Origin of the sequence: Saccharopolyspora rectivirgula DSM 43747 (assembly GCF_000497205.1) — a bacterium.
GTDB classification, from domain to species: domain Bacteria; phylum Actinomycetota; class Actinomycetes; order Mycobacteriales; family Pseudonocardiaceae; genus Saccharopolyspora; species Saccharopolyspora rectivirgula.
Genome location: NZ_AYJW01000039.1, coordinates 23,741 through 37,413 on the forward strand (window position 1 = coordinate 23,741; position 13,673 = coordinate 37,413).

Here is a 13,673-nt window from a genome sequence, read left to right on the forward strand (position 1 = left end):
AACCTGTGTCGGAAGCCGACGATCCAGAAAGCACTTTTTCTCAGAATACTACGACCAGTTCCACTCCAGACGACTGGGGTGTGATCAAACGCAAGGTCGGAGCAGCCGAGTCGCGCGCCGCGAGCCGCTTCTGGTGGGACCTGGACGCCGACAACTACCAGGCCGAACACGGCGACTTCCTGGGCGTCGACGACTTCGTGTGGTGCCCGGAGGGACTCCGGGAGGAGCAAGCCGGGCTGCTCGGCGACTTCCGAGGCCGCCGGGTGCTGGAAGTCGGCTGCGGAGCAGCTGCCTGCTCCCGATGGCTGACCCTCCAGGGCGCCCACCCGGTGGGCCTGGACATCTCCTCGGGGATGCTGCGGCACGCCCGGCAGGACAGCGAGCGCGTCGGCACCGCCTTCCCGCTCGTCCAGGCCAGCGCGGACGTGATGCCGTTCGCCGACGACTCCTTCGACCTGGCCTTCTCGGCGTTCGGCGCGATCCCGTTCGTGGCGGATTCGGAAGCGGTGATGCGGGAGGTCGCCCGGGTGTTGAAGCCCGGCTCGCGCTGGGTCTTCGCGGTGACCCACCCGATGCGGTGGATCTTCCCCGACGACCCGGGGCCCACCGGCTTGACTGTCACCCAGTCCTACTTCGACCGCACCCCGTACGTGGAAGCCGACCAGTACGGCCGGACGGTTTACGTGGAGCACCACCGCACCCTCGGCGACTACGTCCGGCAGCTCACCGCGACGGGGTTCCGCCTGGTGGACCTGGTGGAGCCGGAATGGCCGGAGGGGCACACCTTGATCTGGGGGCAGTGGGGGCCGATCCGGGGCAAACTGTTCCCCGGAACAGCGATCTTCGTCTGCTTGCTGGACTGATCCGGAGTGCTCCGTGAGCCGAGCCCACCACCTCCACCAGGCCCAGTGCGCGCGGTTCCGCGCCCTGGACGAGCAGTTGCCGCCCACCTACTACCTGCCGGCCGGCGAGCCCATCAAGGCCCGCACCGCCGACGGAGAGCTCGTCGCGGGCGTGATCGTGCACACCTCGAACCCGCCTGGCTCGCTCCAACTGCTGTGGCAGACGGCCGAGGTCTTCGAGCTCTACCCGGTGCTCGGGGAGCACCCCGGCGCGGGGATGGCGGCGCTGCTGGCCGAGTGGAAGGCATGGCTCGCGGAGCAGGACGTCCCTGATCAGGATTCCTCTTGCGTGGTCGCCTGGCCGAGCCGGGACGTGGAGGCCACCCGAGCCCTGCTGGACCACGGATTCGTGCCGCTGTCGGTGCTCGCCGTGCGCCCGCCGGCGCCACAACCACTTACGGAACTATCTGGTACCGTAAAGGTGCGCCGCGCTGGGCCCGCCGACCTGGAGGCAGTAGTCGAGCTCACCCTCGCCGAGCTCAAGTACGCGTCTCTGGTCGGAGCGTCCACCTTCCGCCCCAACGCGCCGCAGCTGAAACGGGCCGCCGCGCACGTACGACTGCGCACCAGCGACCCGGTCTGGCTCGCGGAACGGGAAGGCGAACCCGTCGCGGTCGCCGAGTGCGCCTGGGTGGACACCACCCGGTCACCCGGCGGGCACCGACTGCACCCCGGCAGGTGGGCCTACGTCAACTGCCTGTCGGTGCACGAGCAGGCGCGCGGCACCGGCGTCGGCCGAGCGCTGATGGCCACGGCACACCAGGAGTTCTTCCGTGCCGGGGTCATCGGCAACTTCCTGTACTACAACCTCCCGAACCCGCTGTCCTCAGTGTTCTGGCCCCGCCAGGGATACCGGCCACTGTGGACCATATGGGAGGCGCGTCCGGCAGTCGCGCTGCGCTGATCCCTCCCGTGCGGCGCACCGACCCCGAGAAGGAGTCGACGTGGAGATCGTCGCAGAGGACATCGAGGTGCGCGGACCAAGCGGACAGCTGCTCGCCCCCACCTCACTGCGGATCCATTCGGGACAGCTGCTGCTGATAGCCGGCGACCAGGCCCTCGCGCGCACCGCGCTGGCCCTGGTCCTCTCCGGCCGGCTCCGCCCCACCAGCGGGCGAGTGCGGATCGGAAAGTCCACCCGTCGACGCGCGGTCCGCCGGCACACCGCGGTCATCGACGCGCCTGAAGTCACCGAACCCGACGGCGCCCTCCAGGTGCAGCACGTCGTGGCCGAAGCCCTGTGCCTGGCCGACCGCCCGTCCAATCCCCGGTACGTGCGGAAGTGGATGGAACGCCACAACTTCAGCGACCACCGCGGCGAACGGTTCGAGCACCTGCCCGCAGCGGAACGCACCCGCCTGCTCGTCCAGCTGGCGTGCGAATCGCGCTCGGTGCAGGCCCTCGTCCTCGACTCGCCCGACCGGCACGGAGGAGACCCCTCCGACTGGTACCGGCTGGCAGCCGAACGCTCCGAAGCCGGCATGACCGTCGCCGTTCTCTGCTCACCGCACAGCGCCGAGAAGTTGAACGTCCCGTTCGCCCGCATCGGCACGGACAACCGCCCCGACCCGCAGTCCTCCCCAGAAACCGACCAGCCGTCCTCCCCCGAACCAGCTGAGAGTGCCTGATGACAGTTTTCCGTCTAGCCGCAACAGAGTTACGCAGGCTCACCGCGGGAAAGCTCCCCAAACTGGCCATGGTGGCGATCACCATCATCCCGCTGCTGTACGGAGCCCTGTACCTGTACGCCAACTGGGATCCCTACAACCGCCTGCAGTCGGTTCCCGCGGCCGTCGCCATCGAGGACACCGGCACCACCCGCTCCGACGGGAGCCACTTCAACGCCGGTGACGAGGTCTACCAGAAGCTGCTGGACTCGGACAGCTTCGAGTGGCACCGCACCAGCGCCAAGAACGCCGCCCACGGCGTCTCCACCGGCCGCTACACCTTCGCCCTGGTGATCCCGAAGGACTTCTCCGCCGCGCTGCAGTCCTCAGGGGAGCTGAAACCGCAACAGGCGAAGCTGAAGCTGATCACCAACGACGCCAACAACGCGCTGGTCGGCACCTTCGCCGACCAAGTGGCCGCCGAGGTGCGCAGGGGCATCGCCGAGAGCACCGGGACCGAAGCTGCCGAACAGTTCCTCCTCGGCTTCAGCACCGTGCACGACAAGACCATGGAGGCCGTCAACGGGGCGAACCAGTTGGCCGACGGCGCCGGCCAGGTGCACGACGGCGCGGGCCAACTGCAGCAGGGCACCAACCAGCTCAGCGCCGGCGCCAACGAACTGCTGAACGGCCACTACGAACTGGCCGACGGGGCCGACCGCCTGGCCGGCGGAACCAGCCAGCTCAACGACGGGCTCCAACAACTCCAGCAGTCCACCGCAGCCCTCCCCGAGCAGACGGCGCAGCTGGCCGACGGGGCCGAGCAAGTGGCCGCCGGCAACGAGCTGCTCGCCGAGAAGCTCGGCGTGGTGGCCGACCGGTCGCAGCAGATCATCGACCACCTCGACGAGACCAAGGCGCAGATGGCGCAGTCGCTGCGGGAACTCGGCGTGGACGAGGCCACCATCCAGCGCCTCATGGACAATTTGGACAAACTGAACTCCCCGGCCAACAACATCAACGACCAGGTGCAGACCCAGATCGGCCAGATCCGCACCCTCGCCGAGGGGTCCCGCATGGTGGCCGACGGCAGCCGCAAGCTCGCCGACGCCACCCCCGCCCTGACCGACGGCATCAACCGGCTCGCCGACGGAGCCGCCGAGGTCGACGACGGAGCTCACGACCTGGCCGCCGGCGAACAGCAGGCGCTGGCCGGCACCCAGCAGCTCGTGTCCGGCATCGGCGAACTGGCCAACGGCACCGACCAGCTCACCGACGGCACCAGCCAGCTGGCCGACGGCTCCCGAACCCTGGCCACGGAACTGGGCAAAGGCGTCGACGAGATCCCCAACCCGGACGAGAAGACCCGCAAGGAGACCGCGGAGACCATCGGCGACCCCGTTGTCGTGGACAACGACGCCCAGGTCAAAGCAGCCACCTACGGGGCCGGTCTCGCCCCGTTCTTCATGGGCCTGGCCCTGTGGATCGGCGGGTTCGTGCTCTTCCTGCTGATGCGCCCGCTGTCGCCGCGCGCCCTGGCCACGGGCACGGCGCCGTGGAAGGTGGCGATAGGAGGATGGCTGCCGGCGGCCGCGATCGGCCTGCTCCAGGCGAACCTGCTGTACTTCGTGGTGGTCTTCGGCATCGGGATCCAGCCCGCCCACTTCGGGTGGTCCCTGGGCTTCTTGGTCCTCACCTCGTTCGCCTTCACCGCCATCGTCCACGGGCTCAACGCCGCCTTCGGGCCGAAGGGCAAGTTCATCGCCCTGCTGATCCTGGTGCTCCAGCTGGTCACAGCAGGCGGCACCTTCCCGTGGCAGACCCTGCCCGAACCGCTGCACCCGCTGCACAAGGTGCTGCCGCTGAGCTACGTGGTGGACGGGTTGCGGCACCTGCTCTACGGCGGGCCAGGCATCGAGACCGCGCTCACCTCGGCGGGAGTGCTGCTCAGCTACCTGGTCGCCGGCCTGCTGCTGAGCTCAATCGCCGCGTGGCGCCAGCAGGTCTGGAGCCCGAGCAAGCTCAAGCCCGAGCTGTCGCTGTAGACCGGTGACGACGAGGAACCCCGCGCCCTGGGGCGCGGGGTTCCTCGTTCCGCATCACTTCCCTGCTCCGCCTTCCTCTGCAGCAGCCTCGTCGTCGTAGCGGGCGATCTCCAGCAGATTGCCGTCCGGGTCCCGTAAGTACAGCGATGTGATCGGGCCGACCGAACCGGTGCGGCTGACCGGCCCCTCCTCGATCCGCACCTCGTTGGCCCGCAGATGCTCCTGCACCTCGCTGAGCGGCTGTCTGGTGATGAAGCACAAGTTCGCCGAGCCCGGCACCGGATGCGTTGCGGTTGGTTGCACCAATTCACTGGCCCCATGCAGTTTGATGGTCTGGTTCCCGAAACGCACCGCGCGCCGTCCTTCCGGCAGTTCCACCGGCGTCATGCCCAGGATCTGCTCGTAGAACTCCACTGCCCGATCGACATCGGTGACGGTGAGAACCAAGTGGTCCACTTGCTCGAGGCTGATCATGCTCCTCCTTGGTGGTCCGGGGCATCTGCACGGAAGGCCGCAGCCAGCCAGCTGCTCGCCGCAACCAGGGAAGGCTATCTTCAGCTCCTGCCAGCACGAAGCACCGGTCGTCGCTGTGGGATTCCACTCATCTAACGACTCCGGGCACGCAGCGCAAGCGGTGAACCACCACTTCGTAACCGGTCCGAGACAGCTGTGTCATGCTGTACCGAACCTCACTGAATTCCCGGAGTTCCACTCGGACCAAACGCATGAGTCGACACGAGCGGGTTGCCGTGGGTAGTGTCGGCGTCACAACAAGTCGTCAAGCGGTTCGCTCCAACTGCTGATCAATAGCCCAGGGGCGCGATTGCACCGCTTTCACGATCATCTTCCGTCTACACGGGATACCGACGAGAGGAGGACCCGTGCCAACAACACGCACCCGCGTCATGGACCAGTCCACCGACAGGTCCACCATGAACAGCACGGCTTCCCAGCTGGCGTTGAAAATGGATTTCACCAATCCGGGACTGGCCGTGCTGCACGTCTCGGGCGCGCTGGACACGGCCACCGCCCCCCGCCTGGCCCACGTGCTGTGGCCGCGCCTGGCCAGCACCTTATCCGTGCTGACCATCGACCTGCGGCAAGTCACCTTCCTCGGCGCAGCCGGACTCGAAGTGCTGGCCTCCGCCCACAACTGGGCAACCCACCACGACAAGTTCCTCAGCATCGTCGCCGAGCCGAACCCCACGATCGACCGGGCGCTCTGGGCAGGCGGACTGACCGACATCCCGCGCTACCAGAGCATCGAAGCCGCCGAGGCGGCCTCCGCCCGGCAAATGCCGGCCGTGCCGACCCGACGGCTTCCAGCTGACTAGGAACAGCGCTCAGTGCGCCGCCGCGTCCCAGGAGCGGCCGTAGCCGACTGAAACATCGAGCGGAACATCGAGTTCGTAGGCCGACCCCATCTGTTCCCTGATCAGCTGCTCGACAGCAGCCCGCTCTCCGTCGGCCACCTCGACGATCAGTTCGTCGTGCACCTGCAAGAGCATCCGGGAGCGCAACCCGTTCTCCCGCAGCGCCTTGCGCACCCCGAGCATCGCCACCTTGATGATGTCCGCGGCACTGCCCTGGATCGGTGCGTTCAACGCCATCCGCTCCGCCATTTCCCGGCGCTGGCGGCTGTCGCTGAGCAGATCCGGAAGATAGCGGCGCCGCCCCAGGATGGTCGAGGTGTAACCGTCCTTGCGGGCGCGCTCCACCACCTCGTGCAAGTAGTCGCGAACTCGACCGAACCGCGCGAAGTAGGCGTCCATCTGCTCCCGCGCCTCCTCGGTCGAGATCCGCAACTGCTGCGCGAGACCGTACGCGGAAAGCCCGTAGGCCAGCCCGTAGGACATCGCCTTGACCCGGCGCCGCAACTGCGGGCTCACTTCGTCGATCGGAACCCCGAACGCCTTGGAGGCGACGTAGTTGTGCAGGTCCTCGCCCGACCGGAAGGCCTCGATCAGCCCCTCGTCCCCGGACAGGTGGGCCATGAGGCGCATCTCGATCTGGCTGTAGTCGGCGGTCATCAGCTCCGCGTAGCCTTCGCCGACCACGAACACCTCCCGGATCCGCCGCCCCTCTTCGGTGCGGATCGGGATGTTCTGCAGGTTCGGGTCGGTGGAGGAAAGCCGCCCGGTGGCCGTGATCGTCTGGTTGAGCGTGGTGTGGATCCGGCCGTCCGGTGAAATGGACTTGACCAGCCCATCCACTGTGGTCTTCAACCGGGCCGCGTCGCGGTGCTCCAGCAGGTGCTGCAGGAACGGGTGTTCGGTCTTCTCGTACAGCGTCTGCAGCGCCTCGGCGTCCGTGGTGTAGCCGGTCTTGGTGCGCTTGGTCTTCGGCATGCCCAGCTCGTCGAACAGCACCACCTGCAGCTGCTTCGGCGAGCCCAGGTTGATCTCCTTGCCGATCACGGCGAAGGCGTCCTGCTCGGCCTGCTTCACCCGCGCGGCGAACCGGGCCCCCAGCTCGTCCAGCCGCTCGGCGTCCACCGCGATCCCGGCGGCCTCCATCTCGCTGAGCACGAACAGCAGGGGCAGCTCCAGGTCGGTCAACAGCTGCCGGCTGTCGATGCGCTCCAGTTCCGCGTCGAGGGCGTCGGCCAATTCGGCCACCGCCCGCGCCTTCACCAGCTCGGCTTCGGCTGCTTTCCGGCTGGCCTCGGCCTCGTCCTCCAGCAGGGAGAGCTGACCGTCCTGGGAATCGGAATCCAGGCGCAGCTCCCGCTGCAGGTACCGCACCACCAGGTCCGGCAGGTTGAAGGTGCGCTGCCCCGGGCGGACCAGGTAGGCCGCCAGCGCGGTGTCGCTGGTCAGACCGGCCAGGCTCCAGCCCCGGTCCCGGACCGCGTGCAGCGGCCCCTTGACGTCGTGCGCCGCCTTGGGCGCGTTCGGGTCGGCCAACCACTCGGCCAGCACCTGCTCGTCCTCTTGGGTGAGCTCGGTGACGTCGACGAACGCAGCCGCCCCGTCCGCGGTGGCCAGGGCGATGCCGGACAGGTCGCCGCGCCCGCGCGCCCACTGCCCGGTGAAGGCGAGCCCCACCCGGTTCCCGTTGCGGGCGTGCTCGTCCAACCAGGAAGCCAGCTCGCCGGGCTGCACGACACCACCGGAGACCTCGAACCCGGCGTCCGCCTCCGGCTCGGCGCTGGAGAGGGTGGAGAACAACCGGTCCCGCAGCACCCGGAACTCCAGACCGTCGAAGATCCGGTGCACCTCGTCCCGGTTCCACGGCTGCACCTCGAGGTCGTCGGGGCCGAGGTCCAGCGGAACGTCCTTGACCAGCTCCGTCAACTGCCGGTTGAGCAGCACGCTGGACAGGTGCTCCCGCAGCGCGGCACCGGCCTTGCCCTTGACCTCGTCCACCCGGTCGACCAGCTCGGCCAGGGAACCGAACTGCTGCATCCACTTGGTGACCGTCTTCTCCCCCACCCCCGGGATCTTGGGCAGGTTGTCGGACGGGTCGCCGCGCAGCGCCGCGAAGTCCGGGTACTGCTCCGGGGTGACCCCGTACTTCTCCTTCACCGCCTCCGGGGTGAAGCGGGTGAGCTCGGAAACACCCCGCGTGGGGTAGAGCACGGTCACCGAATCGGTCACCAGCTGCAGCGCGTCCCGGTCACCGGTGCAGATGGACACCCGGTAACCGGCCGCGGTGGCCTGCGTGGTCAACGTGGCGATGACGTCGTCCGCCTCGTAGCTCTCCTTGCTCAACACCGGGATGTTGAGCGCCCCCAGCACGTCTTGGATCAGGCTGACCTGCCCGCGGAATTCGTCCGGAGTGGCGCTCCGGTTCGCCTTGTACTCGGCGTAGGTTTCGCTGCGGAAGGTCTGGCGGGAGACGTCGAACGCGACCGCGAGGTGCGTCGGCTGCTCATCTCTGAGCAGGTTGATCAGCATGGAGGTGAAGCCGTAGACCGCGTTGGTGTGCTGCCCTGTCGCGGTCTGGAAGTTCTCCTTCGGCAGGGCGTAGAACGCGCGGTAGGCCATCGAGTGGCCGTCGATGAGCAGCAGACGTCGGTCCTCGGTATCCATCACGGCGGCGAGTTTAGGCTGAACGCCTGACGGCGTGTGCGCGAGGCAGAGGAGGCGCCCGGTTGCCCGCAGTGAACAGCAACAACACGGCCACCAGCGAGGACGGCGAGCTGAACGCGGTCCTGCAGGCCGCGGACGAGCAGCTCACCGACCGGATGGGCATAGAGCTCACCGAATGGTCACCTGAACGAGTGGTGGCAACGATGCCGGTGGCCGGGAACCGCCAGCCCTACGGGCTGCTGCATGGGGGCGCGAACGCGGTGCTGGCCGAAACCGTGGGCTCGGTGGCGGCGGCCCTCTACGCCGGGTCCGACCGCGTCGCCGTCGGCCTGGAGTTGTCCTGCACCCACCACCGCGCTGTGACCGAAGGTGTCGTGACCGGGGTGGCCACCCCCCAGCACCTCGGCCGGAGGACCGCCACCTACGAGATCACGATCACCGACGAACAGGGCAACCGGACCTGCTCAGCACGCCTGACCTGCGTGCTGCGCAAGCGGCCGCCGCAGCGGTAGCGGCCGTCAGGCCAGGGTGTCCAGCACCGCTTGGGCCACCGCCTTCATCGTGGTCCGGCGGTCCATGGCGGTGCGCTGCAGCCAGCGGAAGGCGTCCGGCTCGCTGAGACCGCGCTTGGTCATCAACAGCCCCTTGGCCCGCTCGATGACCTTGCGGGCTTCCAACCGCTCCGACAGCTCGGTGACCTCGGCTTCCAGGGCCTGCAGCTCGGTGAACCGGGACACGGCGAGCTCGATGGCCGGCACGAGATCGCGCTTGGCGAACGGCTTGACCAGGTACGCCATCGCCCCGGCGTCCCGGGCCCGCTCGACGAGGTCGCGCTGGCTGAAGGCGGTCAGGATGACCACGGGAGCGATCCGCTGGCTGGCGATGTTGGACGCGGCCTCGATGCCGTCCATCTTCGGCATCTTGATGTCCAGGATGACGAGATCCGGACGGAGTTCCTCGGCGAGCCGCACGGCCTCCTGGCCGTCCGCGGCCTCACCAACGACCTCGTAGCCCTCTTCGCGGAGCATTTCCACGAGGTCGAGCCTGATCAATGCCTCGTCCTCGGCGACAAGTACCCGACGTTCGACGGGCTTTGCCTCACGAGCGTCTTCGGCAGCCGACGTCGTCACCAATCCTCCTGGTCGCTCTTCGGGTGCGCCGATGCGATTTGCACCGGGAAACCGCAGCTTACCGGTCGTGATACCCCCTGCGTGGACGCGCAAGCGTGACCATGACGACACCAACGGCGCACAACCTCGTGCGCAGGGAAACACCGGTGCGGATACCTGCAGGACCACGCCAGGACCAAATGTAATGCGACCCCCGCCCAACCGTGTTGATCACCTCTGGCGTACCATGTTCAGCACAACGCCCCCGTAGCCCAATCGGCAGAGGCAGCGGACTCAAAATCCGTCCAGTGTGCGTTCGAGTCGCACCGGGGGCACCAGCAGCAATCACACCACTCCCCGGGTCAGGTGACCTGCAGATCCGGGTTGAGGTATCCCTGGCCATGGAACGCCGGGCAAAGCGGGGTGCGACCCGATGAGCGCCGTCGACCGCGGAACAGTCACGTTCGATGCGGTGTCCACCGCACCACGCACGACTCCCATCACCAGACCGCACGCGAACGCGGCCCCGAAGCCGGGCACGAACGCGAGCGGGATCAGGCTGAGCGGGAATAGCACGAGGCAAAACGAGAGCACCCGACGGGCCCCCAGACGATCCATGATCGGCCCACCGCTGAAACAGCCAATGGCACACCCAATTCCGATGGACAGAGCGTCCATACCGTATGCGGAGTCGCCGTCGACTCCATCGATTCCTAGCTGTGCGCGAAACGACGACGTTCCGGTGGACCAGGCGAACACCATCACGCCGAGCTGGAAGAAGCTGACGAAGGTCGCCAGCCGAGCCTTTCTCAATCTGCGCGGGTGGAGCTCCACCCCTGGTTGGTCGGCTTTGTTGACCACGATGTGCCTCCCTCATCGACGGACGCGCGGCCACTGCCGTTCAGGGCCGCGGCTTGTCGCTTCCGGGAATGTACGAATCGCGTTGGTTGCGACGGCAGACTCAACGTGAGCAGCGCCCCGCCCGCTAGGTTCACCCTCTGTGCATGCACCGAAGCCGGCCGATCCCACGGCGAGATCAGTGCACGTTGCACACTCCGTGCAATAGGGGCCCTTGCCCTTGCACTCATTAGACCTGCAACCCCGCGCAGATCCGCTCAGTTGCCAGCCCCCTCGACGGCGAAAGCCTCGATAAGGCGAAACGTTGACTCAGGGGTGGATATCTCCCTGCAACCGAGCGAGTTCGGGCATGCCACGTCAATCGAGACCTACGGTCCGCGCTCGACAACCACCTGGCGTGTGTGGAAAGCGTCTCGAAGCACCGGCCAACTCCGCGAACTGCGAGGACCTTCCGTCCGGAGCGACCGGTGAGCACGGGATGGGGACCTGCGGCGACGGCCACGGCAACATGACTGATCAGCAGCAAGCCGGCCTCACCGCTGCCGTCACCAGGATCGACCGACCAGGATCGCCTCCCCACGTCAGGCAGCGCCCGTCTGCAGTCGTGGCCGCAGTCATCACAACCCTGACGCGCGAACCGAAAGGCCCAGCTGCCGGTTGCGTCTAGCTCCCTCCGGCATGCCGAGCCGGGTCGACTCGGAAACATTCATCATGGTGATCGAGGCCTTGACAATACGGCAACACAGGGCAGTATCAGGCAATACCAAACACAAACCGGAGGAAACCAGACATGCGCGGGTAGAGTTCCAGCACCTGCTGGCGCATCGGGCAGGTTGCGATGGACACGTCGATGCCTTACCGGCTACCGCCGACTCCGAGGTGGCGCCGGAAACCATCCGCCACGGCCTCGTCGCATTGGAGAGCCAGGACTGCCGGCACGTGTCCGCCGTCGACACCAACTGCGGCGTTGCACGGAAAGGTGACCGCCCCCGCCGAGCGCAGCGCGGGTCGTGCCGCATGAATGCAGGGAGCCTCGTTGATCGCCGAGTCAAATCCGTTCGCGGCGACCGAGATGACAGCTCCACCCAACCCGCAGCTCTCCACTTCCTCCTCAGAACCACTTCCTAACCGGAAGTTCCGCCGCACCGCCCAGAAATCGGGGGGTGAGGTAATCGCTGTCCGGATCCGGACAGTGCGTGATGTCCATGAAACTCGGAGCAAAGGAGCACCCGTGGCGAATATGGACGATCAACGACCGCTAATGCTGGGACGCCGCCGTTTCCTCGCCGCGACCGGCGCGCTCGCCGGTTTGGGCGCGCTACACGCTATCGCCGGCGGGGGCATCGCCTCCGCCGCAGAGACCCCGCAGTGGCGGCCGACGGTTCGATTCGCGCCCGCGCGCAACTGGATGAACGACCCCAACGGGCTGGTATATTTCCAGGGCGAGTACCACTTGTTCTTCCAGCACAACCCCTACGGCGACCAGTGGGGCAACCTGTCCTGGGGCCACGCTGTCAGCCCTGATCTCGTGCGCTGGCAAGAACTCCCGGTGGCGCTGGAGCCCGACGAGCTCGGCGACATCTTCTCCGGCAGCGCCGTGGTCGACCACCACGACAGCAGCGGCTTCTTCGGCGGCCAACCGGGCCTGGTCGCGATCTACACCAGCGCGGGCGACACCCAACAGCAAAGCCTCGCCTACAGCAGCGACCGCGGCCGCACCTGGACCAAATACGCCGGCAACCCCGTCATCCCGAACCCCGGTATCCCCGATTTCCGCGACCCGAAGCTTTTCTGGCACGCCCCGACCAACCGCTGGATTCTGCTTGTCGCTGCCGGAGACCGCATCCACATCTACGGCTCGACCAACCTCGTGGAATGGGACAAGCTCAGTGAGTTCGGCGCCGACCACGGCTCGCACGGCGGTGTGTGGGAGTGCCCGGACCTCTTCGAGCTGCCGGTGGACGGCGGGCCCACCCGCTGGGTGCTGATCGTCAGCATCAACCCCGGTGGTCCGGCCGGAGGCTCGGCGACCCAGTACTTCCTCGGTGACTTCGACGGAACCACCTTCACCAGCGACGGCGCACCGAACGACGTGCTCTGGGCGGACCGCGGCGCCGACTTCTACGCACCGCAGTCGTTTTCCGACATGCCGGACGGCCGCCGAGTGTGGGTGGGCTGGATGAGCAACTGGAACTACGCCGGCGAGATCCCCACCGACCCGTGGCGCGGCATGTACACCACCCCACGTCAGCTGTCGCTGACCGCAGCCGGCGGCAACGTCGAGCTCGCCCAGCAGCCGGTCGACGAACTAGCAGCGGTGCGCGCCAACCGCCGCGCCTGGAGCGGTGTCGTCACCGACGGCCAGACCCCAGAGTTCACCGGGACCGCCTTGGACATCGTCGCGACCTTCCGGCTCGGTGCGGCCGAAACGGTCGGCGTCGACGTCTTCGCAGGGACGAACCACCGCACCCGCATCGGCTACGACCTCGCCGCGCAGGAGCTGTTCATCGACCGCACCCAATCGGGCACCACACAGGTTCACAGCACGTTCCCGGCCGTGCACACCACCCCGCTGACCGTCTCCGACGGCGTGCTGCCGCTGCGCATCGTCGCCGACCGCAGCGGCGTCGAGGTCTTCGCCGCGGGCGGGCGGGCCGTGCTGACCGACGCGGTCTTCCCGGACGACGGTAGCGACAAGGTCCACCTGTTCGCCACGAACGGCCAGGTGCAAGCCGACATCGAGGTCTTCGACCTCGCACCCTGACGCCGCACAGGACATATGGGCGGCGAGCACACCGTCGGAGAACGGGGCTTGGTGGTCATGGCGATCATCTCGCCTACGCAGTTCTCGTCTGGGCTCGCCACCCACAGGGCCACCGTCACCGCCAGCGAATACCCATGCTTCAGCCGTCACCTGGTCCTTTGCGCAGGTGCCAACCCATCACGCCGCCAGGGCCGTACCCAATCCCATCGTGGAACCGCGCCTGCGCCTCGACCTCCTGATTTCACCTGCGGGGCTGAACAGGCGCTTAGAGCGTGTCTCACTTGGCTTGTTTGAGCTTCTTGAAGCAGGTCAGTGCGGCGGCGAGGGCGAGGAAGCCTTTGAAGGCATCGGCGC

The 13,673-nt window shown here is 67.5% G+C and carries 11 protein-coding genes and 1 tRNA gene; 8 read left to right on the forward strand and 4 right to left on the reverse strand.

Annotation, left to right across the window (positions count from 1 at the left end; translation table 11 throughout):
- Positions 1-80: 80 nt before the first annotated feature.
- From SREC43747_RS0112185 to SREC43747_RS0112200, 4 genes are read left to right on the forward strand one after another with little or no spacing between them, the layout of a single operon-like run.
- Positions 81-863: a class I SAM-dependent methyltransferase gene (locus tag SREC43747_RS0112185; protein WP_236623154.1), complete on the forward strand. Its 783-nt coding sequence runs from the start codon at positions 81-83 to the stop codon at positions 861-863.
- A 13-nt stretch (positions 864-876) separates the two neighbouring features.
- Positions 877-1,806: a GNAT family N-acetyltransferase gene (locus SREC43747_RS0112190; RefSeq protein ID WP_029721527.1), complete on the forward strand. Its 930-nt coding sequence runs from the start codon at positions 877-879 to the stop codon at positions 1,804-1,806.
- 40 nt (positions 1,807-1,846) lie between these two features.
- Positions 1,847-2,530, forward strand: coding sequence for an ATP-binding cassette domain-containing protein (locus SREC43747_RS0112195; RefSeq protein ID WP_051387977.1), 684 nt, complete (start codon positions 1,847-1,849; stop codon positions 2,528-2,530).
- Positions 2,530-4,554 (forward strand): YhgE/Pip domain-containing protein, encoded by a 2,025-nt coding sequence (locus tag SREC43747_RS0112200; RefSeq protein WP_029721529.1) that lies wholly within the window; start codon positions 2,530-2,532, stop codon positions 4,552-4,554. The genes SREC43747_RS0112195 and SREC43747_RS0112200 overlap by 1 nt, the downstream gene beginning before the upstream one ends.
- A 54-nt stretch (positions 4,555-4,608) precedes the next feature.
- Here SREC43747_RS0112200 and SREC43747_RS0112205 read toward each other — a convergent pair whose 3' ends face one another.
- On the reverse strand, positions 4,609-5,028 hold the full coding sequence (locus SREC43747_RS0112205; RefSeq protein WP_029721530.1) for a VOC family protein: 420 nt from the start codon (positions 5,026-5,028) through the stop codon (positions 4,609-4,611).
- A 407-nt stretch (positions 5,029-5,435) separates the two neighbouring features.
- Here SREC43747_RS0112205 and SREC43747_RS19825 point away from each other — a divergent pair, with 407 nt between their 5' ends.
- On the forward strand, positions 5,436-5,888 hold the full coding sequence (locus tag SREC43747_RS19825) for an STAS domain-containing protein (RefSeq protein WP_152528404.1): 453 nt from the start codon (positions 5,436-5,438) through the stop codon (positions 5,886-5,888).
- 9 nt (positions 5,889-5,897) lie between these two features.
- On the opposite strand, the gene polA is transcribed toward SREC43747_RS19825, so the two are convergent.
- Positions 5,898-8,588 carry a DNA polymerase I gene (polA, locus tag SREC43747_RS0112215; protein WP_029721533.1) on the reverse strand — a complete coding sequence of 897 codons (2,691 nt, stop codon included), beginning with the start codon at positions 8,586-8,588 and terminating at the stop codon, positions 5,898-5,900.
- 71 nt (positions 8,589-8,659) lie between these two features.
- Between polA and SREC43747_RS0112220 the strand changes: the two genes are divergently transcribed.
- A complete protein-coding gene (locus SREC43747_RS0112220; protein ID WP_051387979.1) occupies positions 8,660-9,100 on the forward strand; it encodes a PaaI family thioesterase in 441 nt (146 codons plus the stop codon).
- A gap of 6 nt (positions 9,101-9,106) precedes the next feature.
- On the opposite strand, the gene SREC43747_RS0112225 is transcribed toward SREC43747_RS0112220, so the two are convergent.
- On the reverse strand, positions 9,107-9,718 hold the full coding sequence (locus tag SREC43747_RS0112225) for an ANTAR domain-containing response regulator (protein WP_029721536.1): 612 nt from the start codon (positions 9,716-9,718) through the stop codon (positions 9,107-9,109).
- A 240-nt stretch (positions 9,719-9,958) separates the two neighbouring features.
- Here SREC43747_RS0112225 and SREC43747_RS0112230 point away from each other — a divergent pair.
- Positions 9,959-10,035 (forward strand) — tRNA-Leu (locus SREC43747_RS0112230).
- A 7-nt stretch (positions 10,036-10,042) separates the two neighbouring features.
- Here SREC43747_RS0112230 and SREC43747_RS0112235 read toward each other — a convergent pair.
- Positions 10,043-10,558 (reverse strand): MFS transporter, encoded by a 516-nt coding sequence (locus tag SREC43747_RS0112235; RefSeq protein WP_152528405.1) that lies wholly within the window; start codon positions 10,556-10,558, stop codon positions 10,043-10,045.
- Positions 10,559-11,795: 1,237 nt separating this feature from the next.
- Here SREC43747_RS0112235 and SREC43747_RS0112240 point away from each other — a divergent pair.
- Entirely contained in the window at positions 11,796-13,319 is a 1,524-nt protein-coding gene (locus SREC43747_RS0112240; RefSeq protein WP_051387980.1) for a glycoside hydrolase family 32 protein, read from the forward strand.
- Positions 13,320-13,673: the final 354 nt, after the last annotated feature.